This is a genomic window from Nocardia sp. 852002-51101_SCH5132738 (assembly GCF_001665695.1).
GTDB classification, from domain to species: Bacteria; Actinomycetota; Actinomycetes; order Mycobacteriales; family Mycobacteriaceae; genus Nocardia; species Nocardia nova.
The window spans coordinates 112,691-137,593 of sequence record NZ_LZML01000024.1; the positions used below are offsets into that span (position 1 = coordinate 112,691).

21 protein-coding genes are annotated in these 24,903 nt (G+C 68.2%); 14 read left to right on the forward strand and 7 right to left on the reverse strand.

Going from position 1 to position 24,903, the window contains the following annotated elements:
- Nucleotide 1: 1 nt before the first annotated feature.
- Nucleotides 2–505, forward strand: coding sequence for a PH domain-containing protein (locus A5789_RS03625; protein ID WP_082940439.1), 504 nt, complete (start codon nucleotides 2–4; stop codon nucleotides 503–505).
- A 4-nt stretch (nucleotides 506–509) separates the two neighbouring features.
- On the opposite strand, the gene ggt is transcribed toward A5789_RS03625, so the two are convergent.
- The gene (gene ggt, locus A5789_RS03630) at nucleotides 510–2,453 is read right to left on the reverse strand and encodes a gamma-glutamyltransferase (RefSeq protein WP_064902664.1); all 1,944 of its coding nucleotides are present in this window, start codon (nucleotides 2,451–2,453) and stop codon (nucleotides 510–512) included.
- Between the two features lie 100 nt (nucleotides 2,454–2,553).
- On the opposite strand from ggt, the gene A5789_RS03635 reads away from it, so the two are divergent.
- Nucleotides 2,554–4,023, forward strand: coding sequence for an amino acid permease (locus A5789_RS03635; RefSeq protein ID WP_064902663.1), 1,470 nt, complete (start codon nucleotides 2,554–2,556; stop codon nucleotides 4,021–4,023).
- 40 nt (nucleotides 4,024–4,063) lie between these two features.
- On the opposite strand, the gene A5789_RS03640 is transcribed toward A5789_RS03635, so the two are convergent.
- Nucleotides 4,064–4,477 carry a DUF3291 domain-containing protein gene (locus tag A5789_RS03640; protein ID WP_063013358.1) on the reverse strand — a complete coding sequence of 138 codons (414 nt, stop codon included), beginning with the start codon at nucleotides 4,475–4,477 and terminating at the stop codon, nucleotides 4,064–4,066.
- A gap of 100 nt (nucleotides 4,478–4,577) precedes the next feature.
- Complete coding sequence (locus A5789_RS03645) at nucleotides 4,578–5,381, reverse strand: ABC transporter ATP-binding protein (RefSeq protein ID WP_064902662.1); 804 nt, start codon at nucleotides 5,379–5,381, stop codon at nucleotides 4,578–4,580.
- 245 nt (nucleotides 5,382–5,626) lie between these two features.
- Between A5789_RS03645 and A5789_RS03650 the strand changes: the two genes are divergently transcribed.
- Nucleotides 5,627–7,639 carry an MFS transporter gene (locus A5789_RS03650; protein WP_082940440.1) on the forward strand — a complete coding sequence of 671 codons (2,013 nt, stop codon included), beginning with the start codon at nucleotides 5,627–5,629 and terminating at the stop codon, nucleotides 7,637–7,639.
- Between the two features lie 97 nt (nucleotides 7,640–7,736).
- Here the strand turns inward: A5789_RS03650 and A5789_RS03655 are convergent, their stop codons facing one another.
- Nucleotides 7,737–8,435 carry a haloacid dehalogenase type II gene (locus tag A5789_RS03655; RefSeq protein WP_063013416.1) on the reverse strand — a complete coding sequence of 233 codons (699 nt, stop codon included), beginning with the start codon at nucleotides 8,433–8,435 and terminating at the stop codon, nucleotides 7,737–7,739.
- 169 nt (nucleotides 8,436–8,604) lie between these two features.
- Between A5789_RS03655 and A5789_RS03660 the strand changes: the two genes are divergently transcribed.
- Together A5789_RS03660 and A5789_RS03665 are read left to right on the forward strand one after the other, a co-directional pair.
- Complete coding sequence (locus A5789_RS03660) at nucleotides 8,605–9,324, forward strand: hypothetical protein (protein WP_064902661.1); 720 nt, start codon at nucleotides 8,605–8,607, stop codon at nucleotides 9,322–9,324.
- 137 nt (nucleotides 9,325–9,461) lie between these two features.
- Nucleotides 9,462–10,052, forward strand: a complete 591-nt coding sequence (locus tag A5789_RS03665) for a hypothetical protein (protein WP_063013352.1) — start codon at nucleotides 9,462–9,464, stop codon at nucleotides 10,050–10,052.
- On the opposite strand, the gene A5789_RS03670 is transcribed toward A5789_RS03665, so the two are convergent.
- Complete coding sequence (locus tag A5789_RS03670; RefSeq protein WP_064902660.1) at nucleotides 10,049–11,719, reverse strand: FAD-binding dehydrogenase; 1,671 nt, start codon at nucleotides 11,717–11,719, stop codon at nucleotides 10,049–10,051. The two genes, A5789_RS03665 and A5789_RS03670, sit on opposite strands and share 4 nt — an antisense overlap.
- A gap of 126 nt (nucleotides 11,720–11,845) precedes the next feature.
- On the opposite strand from A5789_RS03670, the gene A5789_RS03675 reads away from it, so the two are divergent.
- A complete protein-coding gene (locus A5789_RS03675) occupies nucleotides 11,846–13,135 on the forward strand; it encodes a winged helix-turn-helix domain-containing protein (RefSeq protein WP_064902659.1) in 1,290 nt (429 codons plus the stop codon).
- Here the strand turns inward: A5789_RS03675 and A5789_RS03680 are convergent.
- Nucleotides 13,113–14,153, reverse strand: coding sequence for a bile acid:sodium symporter family protein (locus tag A5789_RS03680; RefSeq protein ID WP_082856951.1), 1,041 nt, complete (start codon nucleotides 14,151–14,153; stop codon nucleotides 13,113–13,115). The two genes, A5789_RS03675 and A5789_RS03680, sit on opposite strands and share 23 nt — an antisense overlap.
- Nucleotides 14,154–14,224: 71 nt before the next feature.
- Here A5789_RS03680 and A5789_RS03685 point away from each other — a divergent pair, with 71 nt between their 5' ends.
- From A5789_RS03685 to tpiA, 8 genes are all read left to right on the forward strand, one after another.
- Entirely contained in the window at nucleotides 14,225–15,079 is an 855-nt protein-coding gene (locus tag A5789_RS03685; protein WP_063013346.1) for a LysR family transcriptional regulator, read from the forward strand.
- A gap of 86 nt (nucleotides 15,080–15,165) precedes the next feature.
- Complete coding sequence (gene uvrC, locus A5789_RS03690; protein ID WP_063013345.1) at nucleotides 15,166–17,286, forward strand: excinuclease ABC subunit UvrC; 2,121 nt, start codon at nucleotides 15,166–15,168, stop codon at nucleotides 17,284–17,286.
- Nucleotides 17,287–17,390: 104 nt separating this feature from the next.
- A complete protein-coding gene (rapZ, locus tag A5789_RS03695; RefSeq protein WP_051042714.1) occupies nucleotides 17,391–18,332 on the forward strand; it encodes an RNase adapter RapZ in 942 nt (313 codons plus the stop codon).
- Nucleotides 18,329–19,417: a uridine diphosphate-N-acetylglucosamine-binding protein YvcK gene (gene yvcK, locus A5789_RS03700; protein ID WP_063013342.1), complete on the forward strand. Its 1,089-nt coding sequence runs from the start codon at nucleotides 18,329–18,331 to the stop codon at nucleotides 19,415–19,417. The genes rapZ and yvcK overlap by 4 nt, the downstream gene beginning before the upstream one ends.
- Complete coding sequence (gene whiA / locus A5789_RS03705) at nucleotides 19,408–20,391, forward strand: DNA-binding protein WhiA (protein ID WP_030514031.1); 984 nt, start codon at nucleotides 19,408–19,410, stop codon at nucleotides 20,389–20,391. The genes yvcK and whiA overlap by 10 nt, the downstream gene beginning before the upstream one ends.
- Before the next feature lie 467 nt (nucleotides 20,392–20,858).
- Nucleotides 20,859–21,878: a type I glyceraldehyde-3-phosphate dehydrogenase gene (gene gap / locus A5789_RS03710; RefSeq protein WP_030514032.1), complete on the forward strand. Its 1,020-nt coding sequence runs from the start codon at nucleotides 20,859–20,861 to the stop codon at nucleotides 21,876–21,878.
- A 4-nt stretch (nucleotides 21,879–21,882) separates the two neighbouring features.
- A complete protein-coding gene (gene pgk, locus A5789_RS03715) occupies nucleotides 21,883–23,103 on the forward strand; it encodes a phosphoglycerate kinase (RefSeq protein ID WP_030514033.1) in 1,221 nt (406 codons plus the stop codon).
- Between the two features lie 2 nt (nucleotides 23,104–23,105).
- Entirely contained in the window at nucleotides 23,106–23,891 is a 786-nt protein-coding gene (tpiA, locus tag A5789_RS03720) for a triose-phosphate isomerase (protein ID WP_030514034.1), read from the forward strand.
- Between the two features lie 94 nt (nucleotides 23,892–23,985).
- Here the strand turns inward: tpiA and A5789_RS03725 are convergent, their stop codons facing one another.
- Nucleotides 23,986–24,828 (reverse strand): SAM-dependent methyltransferase, encoded by an 843-nt coding sequence (locus A5789_RS03725; RefSeq protein ID WP_063013332.1) that lies wholly within the window; start codon nucleotides 24,826–24,828, stop codon nucleotides 23,986–23,988.
- Nucleotides 24,829–24,903 lie beyond the last annotated feature (75 nt).

Below are 24,903 nucleotides of genomic sequence, written 5' to 3' on the forward strand. Positions count from 1 at the left end.
GATGCCGCCGGTCGTTCGCCTGTTCAAACGCGGTCCCCAGCCCCCGGCGGCGGAGGCGCCGCAGTGGGATCTCGAGGTGCGCCCGCGACGGGCGGTGCGCACCGCGCGCATCGTGGCGGCGGTGATCGCGGTGTTGTTCGTCTTGGCCGGGGTGCTGTCGAGTAATTCGGCGACCGGCGTGAACTTCCGCGGGGCCGACCAGGTCGCCATCATCTGCTTCGGGTTGTTGCTGGCCGGTGCCGTGCTGCTGCTGACCCGGCCGCGGGTGCGCGTCGGGCCGCAGGGCGTGGTGGTCCGCAACATCCTGGGCGACAACGAGTTCCGCTGGGCCGATATTCGCGGCGTCGCGATTCCGGACAAGAAGGCCTGGGCACGGCTGGAATTGGCCGGCGACGAATACGTGCCGATGCTGGCGATCCGCGTCAACGACAAGGATCACGCCGCCCGCGCGATGGACCGCTTCCGCGAACTCGGCGCGAAATACACCGCCGCACAGCAGGACTGAGCCGTCAGCGGGTATCGCCCAGGACGATGCCCTCCCGCCGCGGATCGGCCCCGCCGATCCAGCCGCCGTTCTCGCGCTGCAGAGCGCTGAGGCCGCTGGACTGCGGGTCGACCGAGACCTGATGCCCCATCTCGCGCAGCTTCTGCACCAGCGGGTCGTGGGCGCCGTTGTCGGTGGCGTCGATCGCGGGATGTTCCCCGCCGACGCCGGTCACCGGTGTGTTCGCCGCGCCGAAGGCCACCTGGGATACCGCCTGCTGCGGGTCCAGCTGCCAATCCAGCAGCCCCACCAGCGCTTTCACGACGAACTGGATGATCACCGAACCGCCGGGCGAACCGGTCACGTCCACCAGCTGTCCGCGTGACCCGTCCGGCGCCCGATCGAACACCAGCGTGGGACTCATCGAACTGCGCGGTCGCTTCCCCGGCTGTACCCGGTTGGCCAGCGGCGTACCGGTTGCATCGGCGGGTTCGGCGCTGAAGTCGGTGAGCTGATTGTTCAGCACGAATCCGTCGACCAGATGGAACGATCCGAACGCCGATTCGACGGTGGTGGTCATGGTGGCGGCGTTGCCGTACCGGTCCACGACGGAGATGTGGCTGGTGCCGTGTTCGGGTTGCTGCACGCCGGTGCCGAGCGGGACCGGTCCGAAGTCACCGGGCTTCGCGGTGCCCATGGCATGGTTCGGATCGATGAGGGCGGCCCGCTGCTTCAGATAGTCCTTGTTCACCAGCGCGGCGGGTGAGCCGCCGGGCAGCGGGACGAAATCGGGGTCGGCGATGTACTTGTCGCGGTCAGCGTAGGCCAGCCGCTCGGCCTCCGAGACCAGATGCACCGCTTCGGCTTTCGGGGTGCCGCCGTTGCGGTCGAGACGGTCCGGGGGCAGGCCGGCGAGATCGAAGTTCTCCAGAATCCCGAGGGTCGCGGCGACGGTGATGCCGCCCGAGGACGGATTGGGCATCCCGCAGATCCGGTGGGTGCGGTAGTCGGTGCACAGGGCGGTGCGCTTCTTCGCCTGGTACCGGGCGAGATCGTCGAGCGAGATCTGCCCCGGGGTACGGCCACCACTGGTGGTCGCGGTGGCGTCGACGATGTCGCGGGCGACCGCGCCGGTGTAGAAGGCGTCGGGACCGTCGGAGGCGATGGCGCTCAACGTCTTCGCCATGGCCGGATTGGCGAGGTGGAAGCCTCGCGGTTTGGGGGAGCCGTCGGGCTGCAGGAAGTACTGCCTGGCATTCGCGTCCCGGGCGAGGTCCGGGGCAGACTGCGCGATCTGGCTCGCCATCCGGGCGCTGATGTCGAAACCGTTGTCCGCCAGCGAGATCGCCGGATCGAACAAATCGCGCCAGGACTGCTTGCCGTGGTCGCGATGGGCCGCCTCGAGCAGTCGCAGCACACCCGGCACGCCGATCGACCGGCCGCTGGCGCGCGTATTCGGTTGCGGCACCGAATGATCGGTGTCGCTGATCCAGCGCAGATAGTTCTCGGTCGCGGCGGCGGGCGCGACCTCGCGCCCGTCGTAGGCGTCGACCGATCCGGACGCGGCGTCGTAGTAGAGCAGGAATGCGCCGCCGCCGATGCCGGAGGCCTGGGGTTCGACCAATCCCAGGACTGTCTGCGCGGCGATCAGCGCATCGGCCGCGGTGCCGCCGTCGGCCAGGACCACGCAGGCGGCGTGGGTAGCCAGCGGGTTCGCGGTGGAGACCGCGAAGGTGTGCGTGCGCACCGGGGTCATACCGCTGCGATAGCCGGTGGCGATCTCGGGATTGGTGGCCAGATTCGTCGCCCCCGCCGCGGATCCCGCCACTACGGTGATCGGGGTGCCGGCCGGACCCTCGACGCAGCTTCGGCCGGCCTCGGAGGTGGTGGACGAGCAGCCCGTGAGCGGCCCGGTGATCAGCAGCAGGACGACGCTCGCGCCGCCCAGAATCGCTCGCGTGCGCCTCATGCAGGCACTTTAGCCCGCGTCGGCCCCACCACGCGGGGTGTCGTTCCCATACCGGGTAACGTCGAGCCGCCCCGACCTCGACCAAGGGATCACCCGACCGATGAGCGAGACACCAGCACAGACGCACCTGTCCGCGGAGGACAGTGGCTATCACAAGAGCCTCAAGCCGCGGCAGTTGCAGATGATCGCGATCGGTGGCGCCATCGGCACCGGCCTGTTCCTCGGCGCCGGCGGACGGCTGGCCCATGCGGGGCCGGGACTGTTTCTCGTGTACGCGGTATGCGGTGTCTTCGTCTTCTTCATCCTGCGGGCGCTGGGCGAATTGGTCCTGCACCGGCCCTCGTCGGGGTCGTTCGTCTCCTATGCGCGCGAGTTCTACGGGGAGAAGGCGGCTTTCGTCGCCGGCTGGACCTATTTCCTGAACTGGTCGATGACCGGCATCGTCGACACCACCGCGATCGCCACCTATCTGCACTACTGGGGCGCGTTCGGCGCGATCCCGCAGTGGGTGCTGGCGCTGATCGCGTTGTGCCTGGTGCTGAGCGTGAACCTGATCTCGGTCAAATGGTTCGGTGAACTCGAGTTCTGGGCGGCGCTGATCAAGGTCGTCGCCCTGGTGTCGTTCCTGATCATCGGTATCGTCTTCCTCGGCGGGCGATTCCGGGTCGACGGGGCCGCGACGGGTCTCGGATTGGTCGCACACTCCGGTGGCTGGTTCCCGACCGGGGTGCTGCCGCTGGTGACGGTCGCCTCGGGCGTGGTGTTCGCCTATGCCGCGGTGGAAATGGTCGGCACCGCGGCGGGGGAGACCGAGAATCCGCAGCAGATCATGCCGCGCGCCATCAACTCGGTGATCCTGCGTATCGCGGTGTTCTATGTCGGCTCGCTGATCCTGCTGGCGCTGCTGCTGCCCTACACCGCCTACCACGCCGACGAGAGCCCGTTCGTCACCTTCTTCACCAAACTGGGTGTGCCGCATGCCGGTTCGGTGATGAACCTGGTCGTGCTCACCGCGGCCTTCTCGAGTCTCAACGCGGGTCTGTATTCGACCGGACGCATTCTGCGCTCGATGGCGGTCAACGGCAGCGCCCCGCGTTTCACCGCGCGGATGAACAGCCGCGGTGTGCCCTACGGCGGCATCGTGCTGACCAGTCTGATCGCCCTGGTCGGCATCTGGCTCAACTACATCGTGCCGGCGCGCGCGTTCGAGATCGTGCTCAACATCGCGTCACTGGGCATCCTGTCCTCGTGGGCGACGATCGTGCTGTGCCAGTTGGCGCTGTACCGGCGCTGGCGGCGCGGTGAGCTGGAACGGCCCGCGTTCCGCATGTTCGGCGCCCCCTATACCGGCATCGCGACCCTGGTGTTCCTGGCCGCGATGCTGGTGCTGATGGCCTTCGACCACCCCGTCGGCACCTGGACGGTGGCGAGTCTGGTGATCCTGATCCCGGCGCTGATCATCGGCTGGTTCGCCGCCCGCTCGCGAGTACTGGAGGTGGCGCGGCTGCGGGAACCGCCCGAGGACGAGCAGCCGGCCAAGCGCTCGGAATCGGTCCCCGTCGACGACTGACCGGCCCTCGGACCGTGCCGCCGATCCGAGGCCCGTACGGTCACAACGAGGTTGTGCTGCTTCGCTTTTCGCGCTCCTCGGCGATGCGGCGCTGCGCCTCGGACCATTCGATCGGCAGGTCGGCGGCCGGGACGGACCAGAAGACGAACGTCGATTCGCGCATCACCGTGCGGGCGCGCACGATGGCCGAGGCGTGCGGATCGGTCCGGGCGTAGGCGCTGATCGCCGCCTGGTCCGTCCAGGCCGACAGAGTCCAGAACGTGCGGCGGGTGAGATCGGCCTTCAGGGCGATGCCGAGTGCGCCGGGGGAGCGGCGGGCCTGGCGCCGCAGCACGATCGAGGTCGCGAGGAATCCGGGGACGTGCCGCAGTGACCGGACTTCGAGCCGCGAGGCCATGATCTGGACGGTATCGGTGGTGGGCCGCTCGACGGTGACCCAGGGCAGTGTGGGCATGGCGGTGAACTTTCGACGAGTCGGAGTGTGGTGCTGTCGCCTGCCCAACATCGCACGCTCACGCAATCTTGTCAATGACAAGATTGCGAGGTGAGCCGGCTCAGGCGCGCACGCTGCGCTCCGCACGCACATGCCAGCGGCCGTCCTCGGTGCGGGTCAGCCGGATGGGATGGTCGAAACAGGTGCTGATATTGCTGCTGGTCAGCACCTCGTCCACCGGTCCGCTCGCGACGCAGCGTCCCGCACGCAGCAACAGCACGTGGGTGGTGGCCGGGGGCAACTCCTCGAGGTGATGGGTGACCAGAACCGACGCCAGTTCGGGATGGGTGGCCTGCAGCAGATCGATGCGGTCGATGAGCTGTTCCCGGCCGCCGACGTCGAGTCCGGTGGCCGGTTCGTCGAGCAGGAGCAGCCGCGGTTCGGCGATCAGCGCCCGGGCGATGAGCGCGCGGCCGCGCTCGCCTTGGGACAGCGTGGGCCAGCGAGCGTCGCGGCGATGGGTCAGTCCCATCAGTTCGATGAGCCGATCCGCCTCGGCCTCCTGTTCCGGCGTCGGTGACCAGCGCTGCTTGATGTCGGCGGTATTGGTCAGCCCGGTCACGACCACCTCGTGCGCGGTGAGCGGGTAGGGCGGATTGTGCCGGGGGTCGACATGGCCGATGGCGGTACGCAATTCGCGCATATCCACCCGCCCCAGCCGATGGCCCAGGACGTGCACACTGCCGTGGGTGGGGTGTTCGAACGCCCCCAGCATCTTCAGCAGCGTGGTCTTGCCGGCGCCGTTGGGGCCCAGCAGTGCCCAATGCTCGCCGGCGCGCACGGTGAGCGACACCGCGGACAGGATCGGATTGCGGTTGCGCACGAAATCTACGGCGTCCACCTGCAGGATGGGGGAGTCGACCATGTGCCCACGGTAGCAAACTCCTCAGACAAGCTGATAGGTCGCGAAGCGCACACGGAACGCCGCGAATATCGGGCAACCGTGGACCGGTCGGTTTGTGCCACAATCGGGTCGGTCGGTTCGATCGAGTTGCCGGAAAAGTGATGTGGATCACGATTGGCCGCTACCCTTTTCCCACCCGGTGCTCGTGCGGAATCACAAGAGATCATCCCGCGACGAGATGCCGTGGCCAGAAAGGCATCTCGACCATGAGCTCGACCTCGACAGCAGCCGCTCCCACCCTGCTCACCGGATTGTGGCGGCGAAAACTACCGCACTATCCCGACACTCCCGCCCGCTCCTGGTACCTGACGCTCGTGGTGATCACCTCGGTCGTGCTGTACTACCAGCTCTTCGTCGCGGGCGCGGTCGGCAATCAGCTGATCGCGTACTTCCACCTCTCGTTCGCCTATTTCGTGTGGATCTTCATCATCGGCGCGGCCTTCGGCGCCGCGGCCTCGGTGGCGGCGGGCCTGCTCGACCGCTGGGGACGAGCCAATATCGTGGCCTACGGGGTGGTGATCTGTTCGCTGCTCACCCTGTTCGCGCTTCCGGCGACGACCACGAAGATGGCCTATCTCGTCGTCTACTGCGTGGTGAGCGTGGTCGAAGGCGCGGTGCTAGTGGCCACCCCCGCGTTGATCCGGGACTTCTCACCGCAGCTGGGCCGTGCCTCGGCGATGGGATTCTGGACCCTGGGGCCGGTGATCGGCGCACTCGTCACCAGCGAGATCACCGCCCGCACCCTCGACAGTCATCCGGACTGGCAGTTCCACTACCGCCTGTGCGGTGTGATCAGCTGTGCGGTCGCCGTGGTCGCGGTGATCGGATTGCGCGAACTGAGTCCGCGCCTGCGCGATCAGGTGATGGTGAGCTTGCGGGATCGGGCGCTGGTCGAGGCGCGGGCCAAGGGCCTGGACGTCGAGGCGCTCGAACACGGGCAGTGGCGGCAGATGATGCGGGTCGACGTGGTCGGCTCCGCCCTGGCCATCAGCATCTTCCTGGCATTCTTCTACACCATCGTGTCGTTCCTGCCGGTGTATCTGGCGACCAACTTCGGTTTCACACCGGCCCAGGCCAATGCACTGGGTAACTGGTACTGGATCGCGAACGCGGTGGCGCTGGTGGTGACCGGCATCGTGTCGGACATCCTCAAGGTGCGCAAACCGTTCATGATCCTCGGCGCCCTGATCAGCATCGCGGGGCTGTACGTCTTCCTGGGCTACACCGATCATCCCGATACCGGGTACTACTCGTTCGCGGGGGTGATGACGGTCATCGCGGTCGGCGGCGGCATCGCCTACGCCACCTGGATGGCGAGTTTCACCGAAACCGTGGAGCGCCGCAATCCGGCCGCGACCGCGGTCGGGCTGGCCGTGTGGGGCGGTGTGCTGCGCACGGTGGTGACCTTCACGCTGTTCGGTCTGCTGATGGTGGTCGACGCGGCCGGACCGCTGGTCAACAATGGTCCGCGATTGCAGGAGATCCAGGCGCAGCACGGAGCGCAGCTGGCGACCATCCAGACCGTCGGCGCCGAGACCATGACGCAACTCGGTCGCAATCCCGCCGATCCCGCCGCCCAGATGGCCGCGCTGACCAAGCTGACCGGCGCGTCACCCGCCGACATCCAGGCCACCATCGCGTTGAACGCGCGCTATCCGCAGGAGCTGGCGACACTGCAGGCCGTGGATCCGGCCACGCTCGGTGCTCTGGCGGTGAATCCGAACGACGCGCGGGCCGCGGGCGCCGCGGTCGGTCAGGTGGCGGCGAAATTCGGCATCAGCCCCGCCGAAGCGGTGGGGCGGCTGACCGCGACCCAGCAGATTCCGCGCGATCAGCTCGCGGTCGCCAGTACCGTCGGTCCGAAACTCGTGACCGCGCAAGCGCAGTTGCAGGCGGTGGCCACCGTGCCGGCCGATGATCTGGCCTATGTGGCCGAACACGGCGCCGAGGTGAAGCAGGCGGCCGCCGACTCGCCGGTGCAGTGGCGGCAGTGGTGGTGGATCTGCCTGATCGCGCAGGTGCTGTTCCTGCCCTTCGTCTTCCTGATGGCCGGGCGCTGGAGTCCGAAGCGGGCCGCCGCCGATGCCGCCGAACACGACCTGCGCGTGCGACAGGAACTGGTGGCGCTGGCGGAAACCGAGGCCGGGAAGGAGGCCTCTGCAGCGGAATCGGCGGCGGGGGAAGTGGCGCCGCCTGCCGAGCCGGCGCCTGCGGGGTAGTTCCGCGACGTGAATCGAGGTCCGGAACGCGCCTGCCGCCCGTTCCGGACCTCGAGTTCGCCCATCGGCACAGGCGGATGGCTTCGATCGCCGCGGTTCAGCATCCCAGCTGGTCGGCCAGGTCCTCGAAATCGGTTGCGTTGATATCGAATTCGTCGCTGAACGCGGTGTCGGCCAGGGCCGGATCGCCGAACTCGAGCGGCCGCGCGACGAAGGCGGTGCGGAAGCCCAGGGCGGCCGCGGCCCGGATGTCGTACTTGTGGCTCGCGACCATCATGATCTCGCCCGGCTGCGCGCCGAGATAGTGCGCGGCCATGCGGTAGGTGCGGGGATCGGGTTTGTGCGCACCTGCCATCTCGGCCGTGAACACGGCGTGCCACGGGAAATCGCAGTGCCGGGTGATGCCGACGACCGCGTCGACGTCGGCATTCGACAACGTCGCGAGGGTGTAGCGGCGTCGCAGCCGGGTCAGGCCGGGCACCGCGTCCGGCCACGGGTCCAGGCGCTTCCAGGCGGAATTCAGTTCGGCGCGGGCATCGGAGGGCGCATCCATACCGCGCTCGGTGAGGAGTTCGTCGAGTGCCGCGCGATAGATCGAATCGACACTCACCCAGTGGTCACCGACCGCGGCGGTGCCGCGGAAATACGCTGCGCGCCAATCGTTCACGAACGCCGACCAGTCCCGGCCGGGATAGCGCTGCCCGAGCGTCGCCGCAGCCGCCGCGACCACGGTGGAGTGAAAATCGGTGGCGGTGCCCTGTACGTCGAACAGCAGCGCCTTCGGCCGGTCGTTCATGATCGCGATGGTAGCGGCGGTCGTCCGGCGAGCCGCGCGGCCGGGCGGCGCGATCGCCCTCGTCGTGTGATCTGGATAACATTTGTTCCGGGGGTCGACGTCGGAGACGTGGGTCCGCGCCGCGGAGAGTGGTGCCGTCGGTGCGCGAGCCTCGGATGGGAGCGAGATCATGCAGACCCGTACCGATGAGATAGCCGATCGGATCTACCGGATATCCACCTTCGTGCCCGAGGTCGGGCCGACCGGGTTCAGCTTCAACCAATTCCTGATCGTCGACGAGGAGCCGCTGCTTTTCCATTGCGGCATGCGCGCGCTGTTCCCGCTGGTGAGCGAGCAGATCTCTGCGATCGTGCCGGTGGAACGGCTGCGCTGGATCACCTTCGGCCACGTCGAGGCCGACGAATGCGGGGCGATGAATCTGTTCCTGGCCGCCGCGCCGCACGCGCAGGTGGCGCACGGAATTCTCGGTTGTCAGGTGTCGATCGACGATCTGGCCGACCGGCCGCCGCGCCCGCTGGCCGACGGTGAGGTCATCGAACTGGGTGAGCGGCGCGTCCGCCACATCGACACTCCGCACGCACCGCACAACTGGGAGTCGCGGGTGCTCTACGAGGAGACCACGGGCGTGCTGTTCTGCGGTGATCTCATGACCCAGGTGGGCGACGGGCCCGCACTCACCGAATCCGATGTGGTCGGTCCGGCCGTACTCGCCGAGGACGTCTTCCGAGCCACGTCACTGGGCCCCGCGGTCCCGGCCGCCCTGTACCGACTGGCGGAGTTGAATCCGGCGACGCTGGCGGTGATGCACGGCTCCAGCTTCGCCGGCGACGGCGCCGCCGCACTGCGGGCACTGGCCGCGGATTACGAGAGACGCTTGCTTCCAGCCTGATCGGTTCCGCGCCGGATCGGAGCGACCGAAGGCCGCGCACGGGTGTACGCGACCGCGACACCGGGTATGCCGAAGGCGCGCCGAGCGGCGGGTGTGGCCCTAGACTCGGCACACACATTCGACGGAGGTGATCGGCGGTGCATCCCCAGGATCCGCGTGAGCAGCACACCACGCGGTACGAAAGCGGTTATCAGCCGGGCGGCTATCAGGACCCCGCCTACCGGCAGGATCCCGCTTACTACCAGCAGGATCCCGCTTATCAGCCCTACCGGGCGCCGGGTGGGCAGCAGCCCGCGCCGCGGCGGCGGCCCGAGGTCAACGTGGGCATGTTCGCGGGCGGGGTACTCGCCACCGCGATCGTGACCGCGCTGGCGGCCTGGCTGTGCGCGTGGATCATCGACGTCATCGCCACCCGCGCCACCGAGAGCGGCAAGTTCGGGGTCTGGAACCCGATGGCCGAGCAGGGGTACTGGTTCGCGGTGGTGGCCTTCTTCTGCGCCCTGCTCGCCGGCGTGCTCTGGTATCTGCTGCATCTGGGCACGCCGTCGCCGGATATGTTCTTCGCCTGGATCGTCGGGATTCTCATCGCCGCGGCGGTGGTCATCCCGCTGACGCTGTCCAGCGACATCTGGGTGGGAGTGACCACCGCCATCGAGCATCTGGTGATCGGCCTGCCGATCTTCAGCCTGACCCGCACCGTCGGGGCGAAGAGCCTGGAACGGCCTTAACGCGGCAGCCGGGCCATCGCGAGCCCGGCCGCGCGGCCGGAGAAGATGCACCCGCCGAGGAAGGTGCCTTCCAGGGCGTTGTAGCCGTGGACGCCGCCGCCGCCGAAGCCGGCGACCTCCCCCGCGGCATACAGGCCGGGGAAGGGGGAGCCGTCGGAGCGGATCACCTGCGAGTCCAGATTGGTCTGCAATCCGCCCAGCGTCTTGCGGGTCAGCACGTTGAGCCGTACCGCGATCAGCGGACCGTGTGAAGGATCGAGAATCCGATGCGGCGCCGCGACCCGGCCCAGTTTGTCGCCGAGTGAGCGACGCGCGTTGGCGATCGCCATCAGCTGCGCGTCCTTGCTGTATTTGTTGTCCAGTTCGCGGTCGCGGGCGACGATCTGGTGTTCCAGCGCGGCGACGTCCAGTTGCGGGCCGCGCGCGATCTCGTTCATGCCGCGCACGAGTTCGGGCAGGGTGTCGGCAACCACGAAGTCCACGCCGTGCCGCTTGAACGCCTCGACCGGGCCGGGCGCGCCCTTGGCGGCGCGGCTCTTGAGCGTGAGTTTGAGGTCCTTACCGGTGATGTCGGGATTCTGCTCGGAACCGGAGAGGGCGAATTCCTTCTCGATGATCGACTGGGTGAGTACGAACCACGAGTAGTCGTAGCCGGTGTCCAGGATCGCCTTCATCGTGGCATTGGTGTCGAAACCGGGGAAACACGGTGCGGGCAAACGCTTTCCGTTCGCGTCGAACCACAACGACGACGGGCCCGGAATGATGCGGATGGCGTGATCGGGCCAGATCGGATCCCAGTTGTGAATGCCCTCGGTGTAGTGCCACATCCGGTCGCGGTTCACGATTCGCCCGCCGGCCGATTCGGAGATCGCGAGCATGCGGCCGTCGACATGGGCGGGCACGCCGGAGATCATGGTCTGCGGGCAGGGGCCGAGCCGTTCGGTGGGCCAGTTCTTCCGGATCAGTTCGTGGTTGTGGCCGATGCCGCCGGAGGACACCAGGACCGCCGGGGCGCGGAATTCGAACTCGCCCACCGTCGTTCGCGACGAGGCCACGCCACGGTCCAGTTCGCTCGGTTCCAGGACGCTACCTCGCACGCCCACCACCGCGTCGTCCTCCACAATCAGATCGTCGACCCGGTGCCGGAACGCGAATTCCACCAGCCCGCGCTGCTCGGCGGCCAGTACCGGTTCCAGGAAGACGCGCAGCACCTCCGGGCCGGTACCCCAGGTGAGGTGGAAGCGCGGCACCGAATTGCCGTGCCCGTCGGCGGTGGCGCCGCCGCGCTCGGCCCAGCCGACCAGGGGCGTGACCCGCAACCCCAGATCGTGCAGGTACCGACGCTTTTCTCCGGCGGCGAACTCGACGTAGGCGCGTGCCCACCGGCGCGCCCAGTGGTCTTCGTCGTCGCGATCGAATCCGGCCGAACCCAGCCAGTCCTGCCAGGCCAGCGCGAAGGAGTCCTTGATGCCGAGGCGTCGCTGCTCGGGACTGTCGACGAGGAACAGTCCACCCAGCGACCAGAAAGCCTGCCCGCCGAGATTGTTGCGATTCTCCTGGTCGAGAACCAGTACCCGCCGTCCTGCCCGGGTCAGTTCATAGGTGGCCACCAGTCCGGCCAGCCCGGCTCCGACGACGATGACATCCGGCTGTTGTGACGGCGCCACGGGTACTCCTCCGCGTTCGGGCGATTTGGATACATTCGTGTATCGAACGTGTTCAAGGTAGCAGATTCGAGCCGTCGCGAGCCCGGCTCCGCCATATCTGTCGGTGGCCCATGGCAGATTCGGTGCGTGCGCACCATCACCTCCGCCGCGGCCCGCCGGGCCGCACTCGCCGCCCAGGGATTCGCCACCACCGACCGCGACCGGACGGACGGTGCGGGAGGTCCGTCGACGCGCCGCGCGGTGCTCGGAGTCGTCCGCAATACCAAACTGCTGCAATTGGATTCGGTCGCCGCGGTGGTCCGCGCGCATTACGCGCCGGTGTTCGCCCGGATCGGCGCCTACGATCGTTCGCTGCTCGACGAGGCGATATGGGATCACAGCGCGCGGCGGCCGCGGCGGCTCGTGGAGTACTGGGCACACGAGGCGGCGCTGATTCCGGTGGAGGATTGGCCGCTGCTGCGATGGCGGATGGCCGGGTACGCCCACGGCCGCTGGGGTGGGGCGCGCCGGGTGCTCGACGAGCATCCCGACCTGCCCGGGCGGGTGCTGAGCGTGATCGACCAGGTCGGCGCGTGCAGCGCGGCGGAGGTGGAACGCCGGCTCGAGTTGAATCGCCCTCGGCGCAAGGATCATTGGGGCTGGAACCACAGCGACACCAAGGTGGTGTGCGAGATGTTGTTCGCCACCGGGGAGCTCTCGGTGGACAAGCGCGTGGGTTTTCAGCGGCATTACGACCTCACCGAGCGGGTGCTGCCGCCCGAGGTCGTCGCCCGCCGCATCGACGAACCGGATGCGGTGCGCGAACTGGTCCTCCGGGCCGCCGAGGCCTTGGGTGTGGCCACCGAGACCGATCTGCGCGACTACTACCGGCTGCATCGGCGGCAATGTGAACCCGCGCTGGCCGAGCTGGTCGACGCGGGAGAGCTCGAGCCGGTGCGGGCGGACGGCTGGGACAAGCCGGCTTATCTGCGTACCGGGACGCGGATCCCGCGGCGGGTCGAGGGCGCCGCACTGCTGTGCCCGTTCGACCCGCTGATCTTCTTCCGGCCGCGCACCGAGCGGCTGTTCGATTTCCACTACCGGATCGAGATCTACACCCCGGAACACAAACGGGTGCACGGCTATTACGTCTTCCCGTTCCTGCTCGACGGCGAGCTGGTGGCCCGGGTGGATGTGCGCGCGGACCGTGCGACCGGCCGGCTGCACGTGCTCGGCGCCTTCGCCGAACCCGGTCGGCCGCACGCGCGCATCGCCCACGAGCTGGCCCGGCAGCTGGAGGCGATGGCCGGATGGCTCGAGCTCGAGACAGTCGTGGTCGGCGAGCGCGGCGACCTGGCCGCGGCGCTGGCCGTCGAGGTGGCTGCCCGCGAACGGGTTTCGGTGCCGGCCGGGGTCAGGTTCGCGGAGCCCGGGTGATCCCGGGGACCGCCGCATCGGGGGAGATGGTCGCGGTCCGGGCCGCCGCGGCCTCGTCCGCCGCGCGCCCCCACCGCCCGGCCAGCGCGGCGCAGGTGATCAGCTGAATCTGGTGGAAGATCATGAGCGGCAACACGATCAGGCCCACCGGATGTCCGGCGAACAGGACCGTCGCCATCGGCAGGCCGGTGGCCAGACTCTTCTTGGACCCGCAGAAGATCACCACGATGCGATCGGCCCGGTCGAATCCGAACAGCCGCGCCACCCCCGCCGTCACGCCCAGCACCACCGCCAGCAGGACGATCGCCACACCCACGACCGCCAGCAGACGACCCACGGCCAGCCCCTGCCAGACGTGTTCGACCATGCCCGCGCTGAACGCCGCGTAGACCACCAGATACACCGAACCGCGGTCGACGATCTTGGTGAGGGTGGTGTGCGCCAGTACGCGATGCAGCTTCGGCCGGAGCAGCTGACCGGCGATGAACGGCAGCAGCAGTTGCACCACGATCTGCACGATCGACATCGGCGAGACGGTGGCGTCGCCGGTGGTCTGCATCAGCAGCATCACCAGCAGCGGTGTCAGGAACACGCCCAACAGGTTCGACACCGATGCGCTGACCACCGCGGCCGCGACATTGCCGCGCGCGATGGCGGTGAACGCGATCGAGGACTGCACCGTCGAGGGCAGCAGGCACAGGTAGAGCATTCCCGTGTAGAGCTCGTCGCTGAGCACAGAGGGGACCAGCAGTCGCATCGCCAGGCCGAGCAGCGGGAACAGGATGTAGGTCGCGGCGAGCACCGTCGTGTGCAACCGCCAGTGCCGCAGGCCCGCGAGCGCCTCACGCGGTTCGAGCCGGGCGCCGTACAGCAGGAACAACACCGCGATCGCTACCTTGGTGCCCCACTCCAGTACGTCGGCCGCGCCGCCGCGAGCGGGCAGGATCAGGCCGATCGCCATCGCCGCGAACAAGCCCAGCAGGAACCCGTCGATACGGAGTTTGGCCAGCAACGTCACCTCGCCACGGTACGACGTCCATTACTGATCGCCAAAGTCGATGGAAGCGATATCTATGAACGAGTAGCGTGATGAATGTGTTCGATCCGGAATTACTGCGCACCTTCCTGGCGGTCGAACGCGCCGGCGGGTTCACCGCGGCGGGCCGCATCCTGGGCCTGCGCCAGTCCACGGTCAGCGGGCATATCGCCCGGCTCGAGCAGGCCGCCGGCCGCGAACTGATCCGCCGCGACACCCGCAATCTGGCGCTGACCGCCGATGGTGCCGCGATGGTCGGTTTCGCGCGCAACATCCTCGACGCACAGGCCGAGGCCGACCGCTACTTCTCCGATTCCCGGCTCACCGGATTGATCCGGCTGGGCGCCTCCGACGATCTGGTCGCGCGCGAACTGCCCGACGTCCTGCTGGAATTCCAGCGGTCGCATCCGGGGGTGGATCTGGAACTGATCGTCGGGCTCAGCGAGAACCTCAAAACGAGGATGGCGGCGGGCGAACTGGATCTGATGGTGGCCAAGCGGCTGCCGGGCGAGCGGCACGGAGAACTGCTGTGGCGCGACCGGCTGGTGTGGGCCGGGCGTTCGGGTGTCGGCGACATCGTCGACCCGGTCCCCGTGGTGACCTATCCGCCGCCGAGCCTGACCCGCCACGTGGCACTGCGCGCACTCGAGCGGGAAGGACGGACCTGGCGGATCGCCTGCGTCAGCGACAGCCAGCTGGGCCTGCGGGCCGCGGTGCTGGCCGGACTGGGGGTCGTAGCGCACGCCGAAACCCTTCTTCCCCCAGGACTTTTCGCGATCGACGACGAGAAGCTGCCGGAACTGGGCGAGCTGGAGTTCGTGCTGCTGCGCCGGCACAGCCGGCTCTCCGAACCCGAACAGGCGCTCTGCGACGCGATCATCGCCGGCGCCCACCGCATGCACCGATGACCACCGCGCGGCGCCTGTCACCGGCCGCACACCGTTCACGGTCACGGCGCGTATCCGCTGTCGGTGCCGGTCGTTAACCTGGTTCCGTGGCAGATCCCGCGACCTATCGGCCCGCACCGGGCACCATTCCCGTCGAACCCGGCGTCTACAAATTCCGGGATTCCTACGGGCAGGTGATCTATGTCGGCAAGGCCAAGAGTCTGCGCAGCCGCCTGAATTCCTACTTCGCCGATGTGTCCTCGCTGCATCCGCGCACCCGGCAGATGGTGACCACCGCCGCGAGCGTCGAGTGGACGGTGGTATCCACCGAGGTGGAGGCGTTGCAGCTGGAGTACAACTGGATCAAGGAATTCGATCCGCGCTTCAACGTGCGCTACCGCGACGACAAGACCTACCCCATGCTCGCGGTGAGTATGAACGAGGAATATCCGCGGGTGTTCGTCTATCGGGGCGCTCGCAAGAAGGGCGTGCGGTATTTCGGGCCGTACGCCCACGCCTGGGCCATCCGCGAGACGGTGGATCTGCTGTTGCGGGTGTTCCCCGTGCGGACGTGTTCGGCCGGAGTGTTCAAGCGCCACAGGCAGATCGGGCGTCCGTGCCTGCTCGGCTACATCGACAAATGTTCGGCGCCCTGTATCGGCCGGGTCGACGCCGACGAGCACCGCCGCATCGCCGAGGATTTCTGCGACTTTCTGTCCGGCCGCACCGATCGCATGGTGCGGGAGCTGGAACGCCGAATGCAGTCCGCCGCAGCGGATCTGGACTTCGAGACCGCCGCACGCCTGCGCGACGATGTGGCCGCGCTCAAACGCGCACTGGAGAAGCAGGCGGTCGTGCTGGGCACCGGCACCGACGCGGACGTGATCGCCTTCGCCTCCGACGAACTCGAGGTCGCGGTGCAGATCTTCCACGTGCGCGACGGGCGGGTGCGCGGCCAGCGCGGCTGGGTGGTCGACAAATCCGGCGACGCCGTCGACCTGAACTGGGCCGGTACCGAAGACGCCGCGGGCGCCGCGCCGATCGACCAGGGTGCCCGGGGGCCGAGTGAGCTGGCCGCGCTGGTGGAACAGTTCGTCACCCAGTTCTACGGCGAACAGGCCGCCTTCGCCGAGCACACCGATACGGAGACTCCCGCCACCGCGGTTCCGCGCGAGGTCCTGGTGCCGGAGCTGCCCGGCGATCCGGAGCAGGTGCAGGGCTGGCTGTCGGGGCTGCGCGGCTCGGCCGTGGCGCTGCGGGTGCCGCAGCGCGGCGACAAGAAGGCGCTGATGGAGACCGTGCAACGCAATGCGCAGGAGGCGCTGGCCCAGCACAAACTCAAGCGCGCCGGCGATCTGACCGCGAGATCGGCCGCGCTGCAAGGTATTCAGGACGCCCTCGACCTCGACAGCGCGCCACTGCGCATCGAATGTGTCGACATCAGCCACGTGCAGGGCACCGATGTCGTGGCCTCGCTGGTGGTGTTCGAGGACGGGTTGCCGCGCAAATCGGAATATCGGCACTACACGATCAAGGAGGCCGCGGGCGAGGGCCGCTCCGACGACGTGGCCAGCATCGCCGAGGTCACGCGGCGCCGGTTCTATCGGCTGCGCAAGGAACTCGACGAAATCAGTGCGGCGGCGACGGCGGAGGCCGATGCGGCCGAGCACGCGGGCGGAACCGGTGCTCCACATCCGCAGGCCGGCGCCGCGGCGATCGCCACCGCCGAGGCCGAACCCGCGGATCTACCGCCCGGCATCGATCCGGCCACGGGGCGGCCGCGCAAATTCTCCTATCCGCCGAATCTGTACGTCGTCGACGGCGGCGCCCCGCAGGTGGCGGCCGCGGCGGAGGTGCTCGACGAACTCGGCATCACCGACGTCGCGGTGATCGGGCTGGCCAAACGCCTGGAGGAGGTGTGGGTGCCGGGCGAGTCCGACCCGGTGATCATGCCGCGCACCAGCGAATCGCTGTTCCTGCTGCAGCGCGTGCGTGACGAGGCGCACCGATTCGCCATCACCTTCCATCGCAGTAAACGCTCGCGCCGGATGACCGCGTCGGCCCTGGATTCGGTACGGGGGCTGGGGGAAGCCCGCCGCACCGCACTGGTGACCCACTTCGGATCGGTGGCCAAACTCAAGCAGGCTACGGTGGAGGAAATCACGGAGGTGCCCGGTATCGGGGTGGCGACGGCCAAGGCCGTGCTCGCGGCCCTCAACTCCGAATGACGTCTCGGTCACGGCTCGGTTTCGCCGGCGGTGCGCGCTCCGCCGGGGCCGGTCGGGGCGGGCAGGATGATCGAATGGCAGCCACGGACGGAACCCGATAGGACATGACGAGCGTCGAATCGAACCCCAACGCGAGTACCGGCATCCGGCCGCAGCCCGATGCGCATCCGGTCGAGGTCGTCATCGTCACCGGCCTGTCCGGTGCCGGGCGCGGCACCGCCGCCCGAGTCCTCGAAGACCTCGGCTGGTATGTCGCGGACAATCTGCCGCCGGAACTGATCGGCCGGCTGATCGAGCTCGGTGCCGCCGCCGATCCGCCGATCACCAAACTCGCACTGGTCATGGACGTGCGCAGCCGCTTCTTCACCGGCGACCTGTCCGGGGTCACCGATCAGCTGCGGGCCAACGGGGTCGGCACCCGCCTGTTGTTCCTCGAGGCCTCCGACGATGTGCTGATCCGGCGCTTCGGCTTCGCCCGCCGCCGCCACCCGTTGCAGAGCGAGAGCGCCGACGGCACCCTCTCGGCCGGGATCGCCGCGGAACGCCGGGCCCTGTCGAAGGTCAAGACCGCCGCCGATCTGGTGATCGATACGACCGCGCTGTCGGTGCATCAGTTGCACCGCAAGTTGGAGGAGGCCTACGGCGGCGGCGCACCCGCGGCCCTGCAGGTGACGATCCAATCGTTCGGATTCAAATACGGTGTTCCGCTGGACGCGGACATGGTTTTCGACGTCCGATTTCTGCCGAACCCGCATTGGATCCCGGAATTGCGGGAACATACCGGGCAGGACGCCGTGGTCAGCGAGTACGTATTGTCACGGCCCGGCGCCGACGACTATGTGAATACGTGCCGCCATCTGGTCGACCTGACCACCAGCGGCTACCGCCAGGAGGGTAAGCGATATATGACCGTGGCAGTGGGGTGTACCGGTGGTAAGCACCGCAGCGTGGCGATCGCCGAAGAGCTGGGTGAACTGCTGGGCCGGCCCGACAGTGCCTCGACCGACGTCGTCCGCGTGGTCCACCGGGATCTGGGGCGCGAATGAACGACGCGGACCATAGCGACGACACCTCCGCGTCGGGAAAATCCGGCGATTCGGAAGAGCCCACTCTGGTGGCCCTGGGCGGCGGCCACGGTCTCTACGCCACCCTGACCGCCGCCCGCCGGCTCACCGAGCGCATCACCGCGGTCGTGACCGTCGCCGACGACGGGGGATCGTCCGGGCGGCTGCGTGCCGAACTGGGCATGCTGCCGCCGGGTGATCTGCGCATGGCTCTGGCGGCCTTGGCCGAGGATCCCGACGGGGTCTGGGCGCGCACCGCGCAGCACCGCTTCGGCGGCACCGGAGCGCTGGCCGGGCATTCGGTCGGCAACCTCGTGCTGGCCGGGCTGGCCGAGGTGCTCGGCGATCCGGTCGCGGCGCTCGACGAGATGGCCGCGATCCTGCGCTGCGTCGGCCGGGTGCTGCCGATGTCGCCGACCGCGCTGACCATCGAGGCCGACGTCTCCGGCCTCGAGGCCGACCCGCGGGTCAGCCGGTGTATCCGTGGCCAGGTCGCGGTGGCCACCACGCCGGGCAAGGTGCGCCGGGTCCGGCTGATCCCGTCCGACCCGCCGGCCAGCCCCGAGGCCACCTCGGCGATCGAGCACGCCGACGTGGTGGTGCTGGGCCCCGGATCGTGGTTCACCAGCGTCATTCCGCACATGCTCGTGCCGGATCTGCGGGAGGCGCTGATGGATACGCACGCGGTGAAAGTGCTGGTCCTGAACCTGGCGGCGGAGCCCGGAGAGACCACGGGATTCTCCGCCGAACGGCACCTGCATGTATTGTCCCAGCACGCACCGGATTTCGCTGTCGACCATGTGCTGGTGGACTCCGGCTCCGTACCCGAGGGTAGGGAGCGCGAACATGTGGCAAGAGCTGCCGAACAGCTGCGTGCACGAGTAACCTTCGCTGATGTCGCCGAGGCGGGGACGGACCGGCACCACCCTGGAAAGCTAGCCGCCGCACTGGATCAGGTGATCCGCCAACCTCGGCCGGAATTGGCAGGGCTTCGAGTCGAAGGACGGCATCCGGTCCAGCAGGTGCGGTCCGTGTTGGGTGGAAAGGAGCGGGTCTCGTGGCGATGACAGCCGAGGTGAAAGACGAGTTGAGCCGTCTGTCCGTCTCGCAGGTGAGTGCACGCAAGGCGGAACTGTCGGCCCTACTCCGGTTCGCCGGTGGCCTGCACATCGTCGGCGGTCGGGTGATCGTCGAGGCCGAGGTCGATATGGGCTCGATCGCGCGGCGACTACGGCGCGAGATCTTCGAGCTCTACGGCTACGGATCGGATGTGCACGTGCTGGGCGCGGGTGGTTTGCGCAAGACCTCCCGATATGTCGTGCGCGTGTCCAAGGAGGGCGAGGCGCTGGCCCGCCAGACCGGATTGCTCGATGTGCGCGGCCGGCCGGTGCGCGGACTGCCCGCGCAGGTCGTCGGCGGCAGCATCGGCGATTCGGAAGCGGCCTGGCGCGGGGCCTTCCTGGCCCATGGTTCGCTCACCGAACCCGGGCGTTCTTCGGCGCTCGAGGTGAGCTGCCCCGGCCCCGAGGCGGCACTGGCCCTGGTCGGCGCGGCCCGCCGGATGGGCATCTCGGCCAAGGCCCGCGAGGTGCGTGGCACCGATCGCGTCGTGGTCCGCGACGGGGAGGCCATCGGTGCCCTGCTGACCCGGATGGGCGCCCAGGACACGCGGCTGACCTGGGAGGAACGCCGGATGCGGCGGGAGGTCCGCGCGACCGCGAACCGTCTCGCCAACTTCGACGACGCCAATCTGCGCCGCTCGGCCCGGGCCGCCGTCGCCGCCGCGGCCCGCGTGGAACGCGCCCTCGAGATCCTCGGCGAGGACGTGCCCGATCATCTGGCCGCCGCGGGACGGTTGCGCGTGCAGCACCGCCAGGCCTCGCTGGAAGAACTCGGGCAGCTGGCCGACCCGCCCATGACCAAGGACGCCGTCGCCGGGCGTATTCGCCGCCTGTTGTCCATGGCCGACCGCCGCGCCAAGGAATTGGGCATTCCCGATACTGAATCGGCCGTCACCGCCGAACTGCTCGAAGACGCGTGAGCGGGACCGGTCCCGGGTGGTCGGCATCGGCCCGGGACCGTCCTCGTGATAACGGTCCCTCGGCCGTTTTCCCGGTCCGAGGGTGAATCGAGCGGTGCCGTGGTCGCGAATCCCCTTGTGCCGCACGAGCGACGGTTTGTCCACAGGTTCGTGGTTGTCCACAAGCTGCGTTCGTGGCGCCTTCGCTGGCGAGCGCGGTGCGATAGGCTCGTGCTACCGAACCCACCGGCACCGAAACAGCTGAGCCGGAACAGGTGAAAACCCTGGCAGATGGGTATCCCCGCCGCGAATGGGCAGGGCCGGCGGCCGTGGCCGCCACGGTTCGGTGCGAGAGGCGTGAACTCACGCTCACCGGCGCAGCGTCGGGCCGGTGAGGTCGCGGCAGGGGCGTGTCCGTGATGTTATGGCCGGGCATTAGGGTGGTCTGGCATCGGAATGAATCCGCTTGAAAGCTGAGGAGCGATAACGTGACTGTCCGGGTAGGCATCAACGGCTTCGGTCGTATCGGACGTAACTTCTTCCGGGCGGTGGAGGCGCAGAAAGCGCTCGGCACCACCGATATCGAGATCGTCGCGGTCAACGACCTCACCGACAACGCGACCCTGGCCACGCTGCTGAAGTACGACTCGATCCTCGGCCGGCTGCCGCAGGACGTCTCGCTCGACGGCGACGACACCATCGTGGTCGGCGACCAGCGGATCAAGGCACTGGCCATCAAGGAGGGCCCGTCCGCGCTGCCGTGGGGTGATCTGGGTGTCGACGTGGTCGTCGAGTCGACCGGCATCTTCACCGACGCCACCAAGGCCAAGGGACACCTGGCCGCCGGCGCCAAGAAGGTCATCATCTCCGCGCCCGCCAAGGGTGAGGATCTGACCGTGGTCATGGGTGTCAACGACAGCCAGTACGACGGCAGCCAGAACATCATCTCCAACGCGTCGTGCACCACCAACTGCCTCGGCCCGCTGGCCAAGGTCCTCAACGACGAATTCGGCATCGAGCGTGGTCTGATGACCACGATCCACGCCTACACGCAGGACCAGAACCTGCAGGACGGCCCGCACAGCGACCTGCGTCGCGCCCGCGCCGCCGCCCTGAACATCGTGCCCACCGGCACCGGCGCCGCGAAGGCCATCGGCCTGGTGCTTCCGGAGCTGCAGGGCAAGCTGGACGGCTACGCGCTGCGCGTGCCGGTGCCGACCGGTTCGGTCACCGACCTGACCGCGACGCTGCGCAAGTCGGCGAGCATCGACGAGATCAACGCCGCCTACAAGGCCGCCGCCGAGGGACCGCTGAAGGGCATCCTGAAGTACAACGTCGACCCGATCGTCTCCAGCGACATCGTGACCGACCCGCACTCCTCGATCTACGACGCGCCGCTGACCAAGGTCATCGACGACCAGGTCAAGGTCGTGTCGTGGTACGACAACGAGTGGGGTTACTCCAACCGTCTCGCCGACCTGATCGGCCTCGTCGGCAAGTCGCTGTAAACCCATGGCAGTCAAGACCCTTCAGGATCTCCTTGCCGAGGGCGTGGAGGGGCGGGGCGTACTCGTGCGCTCCGACCTGAACGTTCCCCTCGACAACGGCGTGATCACCGATCCGGGCCGGATCATCGCCTCGGTGCCCACGATCAAGACGCTGGCCGAGGCCGGTGCCAAGGTCGTCGTCACCGCCCACCTGGGCCGCCCCAAGGGCGAACCCGATCCGAAGCTGTCGCTGGCGCCCGTCGCCGCGAAGCTGAGCGAGGAGCTGGGCCGCAACGTACAGCTCGCCGGTGATGTGGTGGGCCAGGACGCGCTCGCGCGGTCCGAGGGCCTCACCGACGGTGATGTGCTGCTGCTGGAGAACATCCGCTTCGATCCGCGCGAAACCAGCAAGGACGACGCCCAGCGCCAGAAGCTGGCCCGGGCGCTGGTGGAGCTGGTCGGCGACGACGGCGCATTCGTCTCCGACGGCTTCGGGGTGGTGCACCGCAAGCAGGCCTCGGTCTACGACGTGGCGCAACTGCTGCCGCACTACGCGGGCACACTGGTGGCCGCGGAGGTCGACGTGCTGCGCAAGCTCACCACCGACACCGAGCGTCCGTACGCGGTCGTGCTCGGCGGTTCCAAGGTGTCGGACAAGCTCGCCGTGATCGAGGCGCTGGCCCCCAAGGTCGATACCCTCGTCATCGGTGGCGGTATGTGCTTCACCTTCCTTGCCGCCCAAGGTCTTTCGGTCGGCTCCTCGCTGCTTCAGGAGGAGATGATCGATACCTGCAAGGAGCTGCTGGAGCGTTTCGCCGACGTCATCCACCTGCCGGTGGACATCGTGGCCGCGGACAAGTTCGCCGCGGACGCGGAGTCGAAGACGGTGGCCGCAAACGAAATTCCCGAGGGCTGGATGGGCCTGGACATCGGGCCCGAGTCGGCCAAGCGCTTCGCCGCGCTGCTGACCGAGGCCCGGACGGTGTTCTGGAACGGCCCGATGGGTGTGTTCGAATTCGACGCCTTCGCCGCGGGGACGCGCGCGGTGGCCGAGGCGCTGGTGAGTGCGACCGGTAAGGGCGCGTTCACCGTGGTCGGCGGCGGCGATTCGGCCGCGGCCGTGCGCACGCTCGGCCTGCCGGAGGACGGGTTCTCCCACATCTCCACCGGCGGCGGCGCCTCGCTGGAATACCTGGAGGGCAAACAGCTTCCGGGTATCAGCGTGCTCGAGGACGGGGAGGGCTGATCATGGCACGCAAACCGTTGATCGCCGGCAACTGGAAGATGAACCTCAATCACCTCGAGGCCATCGCCCTGGTGCAGAAGATCGCGTTCGCCCTGCCGGACAAGTACTTCGACAAGGTCGATGTCACGGTCATCCCGCCGTTCACCGATATCCGCAGCATCCAGACCCTCATCGAGGGCGACCGGCTGCGGATCACCTTCGGTGCCCAGGATGTGTCGGTGCACGAATCCGGTGCCTACACCGGTGAGATCAGTGCGGCGATGCTGGCGAAGCTGTCGTGCAGCTACGTCGTGGTCGGCCACTCGGAGCGGCGGCAGTACCACAACGAGGACGACGCCACGGTGCTGGCGAAGGCCAAGAAGGTGCTGCAGTACGACATGACGCCGATCGTCTGCATCGGCGAAGGGCTGGGCGTGCGCGAGGCGCAGACCCATGTGCAGTACAACCTCGAGCAGTTGCGAGGTTCGCTCAAGGGACTGACGCCGGAGCAGATCGCGAAGGTCGTCATCGCCTACGAGCCGGTCTGGGCGATCGGTACCGGTCGCGTCGCCACCCCGGCCGACGCGCAGGAGGTGTGCGGTGCGCTGCGCGCCGAACTGGCGGAGCTGGCCGGCCAGGAGGTCGCGGCGGGTGTGCGCATCCTCTACGGCGGGTCGGTGAACGCCAAGAACGTCGGCGAGCTCATCGCGGCCGCCGATATCGACGGCGCGCTCGTCGGTGGCGCCTCGCTCAAGGGCGACGAATTCGCGACCCTGTCGGCGATCGCCGCGGGCGGTCCGCTACCCTGATCGCCACGGGCGGGTAATCGCCTGCAGCACAAAATGATTCGGCCCCGGTTTCCGCGTACTGCGGAACCGGGGCCGACGTCGTGGAGTAACCGGATCAGGGTTTGCGCGCCACCGCACCGAGCATCGACACCGCCTCCGGCCGGGGATGGGCACGCCGGGATTCGGTGGGCCAGTGGATGACCGATCCGATCCCGGGTTCGACGAGTTCGAGGCCGGTGAAGAATCGGCTGAACTCGGCTGTCGAGCGCAGCCGGAACGGGATACCGCTGCGCTTGTTGGCTTGTTCGCTGTCGGCGAGGTCTTCTTCGGAGAGGTGATCGCTGGTGGCATGCGACACGACCAGATAGCTGCCCGGCGCCAGCGCGTCGACCCACTGGCGCACCATGTCGTAGGGACGGTCCTCGTCGGTGAAGAAATGCACGACAGCAAGCATCATCAGCGCCACCGGTTGCGACAGATCCAAGGTGGCGAGCAGCTCCGGATGTGTGAGGATGCGCTCGCGGTCGCGCGCGTCGGCTTCCAGATAGGCGGTTGCCCCCTCGGGGGCGCTGTCTAGCAGGCTGCGGGCGTGCAGGGCGACGATCGGATCGTTGTCGACGTAGACGATGCGGGATTCGGGCGCGGCGGCCTGCGCGATCTCGTGCACGTTTCCGGCTGTCGGCAGGCCGGCCCCGAGGTCCAGGAATTGCCGGATACCGACCTCGGCCGAGAGATAACCGACCACTCGGTGCAGGAATGCCCGATTCTCCAGTGCGGAGATCTGCACGCTGGGAAAAGCCTCGGCGACCGCTTCCGCGGAGGCGCGGTCGGCCTCGAAGTTGTCCTTACCGCCGAGCCAGTAGTCGTAACGCCGGGCCGGATGCGGGGTGGTGACATCGATACCGGGTGGCGCCACGGGATCCGTATGCGGGCCGTGTGATCCGGTCACTGGTTCCATGACACCTCTTCCTTCTGTCGGCGGCGACGAACCATTATCGACTACTGTCATCCTGTCAGCTCGGATGGCGAACCG

Bases quoted from the DNA above. Each gene is read 5' to 3' on its own strand.
- A5789_RS03625 (WP_082940439.1), top strand. From the start codon at position 2: ATGCCGCCGGTCGTTCGCCTGTTCAAACGCGGTCCCCAGCCCCCGGCG.
- ggt (WP_064902664.1), bottom strand. From the start codon at position 2,453: ATGAGGCGCACGCGAGCGATTCTGGGCGGCGCGAGCGTCGTCCTGCTG.
- A5789_RS03635 (WP_064902663.1), top strand. From the start codon at position 2,554: ATGAGCGAGACACCAGCACAGACGCACCTGTCCGCGGAGGACAGTGGC.
- A5789_RS03640 (WP_063013358.1), bottom strand. From the start codon at position 4,477: ATGCCCACACTGCCCTGGGTCACCGTCGAGCGGCCCACCACCGATACC.
- A5789_RS03645 (WP_064902662.1), bottom strand. From the start codon at position 5,381: ATGGTCGACTCCCCCATCCTGCAGGTGGACGCCGTAGATTTCGTGCGC.
- A5789_RS03650 (WP_082940440.1), top strand. From the start codon at position 5,627: ATGAGCTCGACCTCGACAGCAGCCGCTCCCACCCTGCTCACCGGATTG.
- A5789_RS03655 (WP_063013416.1), bottom strand. From the start codon at position 8,435: ATGAACGACCGGCCGAAGGCGCTGCTGTTCGACGTACAGGGCACCGCC.
- A5789_RS03660 (WP_064902661.1), top strand. From the start codon at position 8,605: ATGCAGACCCGTACCGATGAGATAGCCGATCGGATCTACCGGATATCC.
- A5789_RS03685 (WP_063013346.1), top strand. From the start codon at position 14,225: ATGAATGTGTTCGATCCGGAATTACTGCGCACCTTCCTGGCGGTCGAA.
- rapZ (WP_051042714.1), top strand. From the start codon at position 17,391: ATGACGAGCGTCGAATCGAACCCCAACGCGAGTACCGGCATCCGGCCG.
- yvcK (WP_063013342.1), top strand. From the start codon at position 18,329: ATGAACGACGCGGACCATAGCGACGACACCTCCGCGTCGGGAAAATCC.
- pgk (WP_030514033.1), top strand. From the start codon at position 21,883: ATGGCAGTCAAGACCCTTCAGGATCTCCTTGCCGAGGGCGTGGAGGGG.
- tpiA (WP_030514034.1), top strand. From the start codon at position 23,106: ATGGCACGCAAACCGTTGATCGCCGGCAACTGGAAGATGAACCTCAAT.
- A5789_RS03725 (WP_063013332.1), bottom strand. From the start codon at position 24,828: ATGGAACCAGTGACCGGATCACACGGCCCGCATACGGATCCCGTGGCG.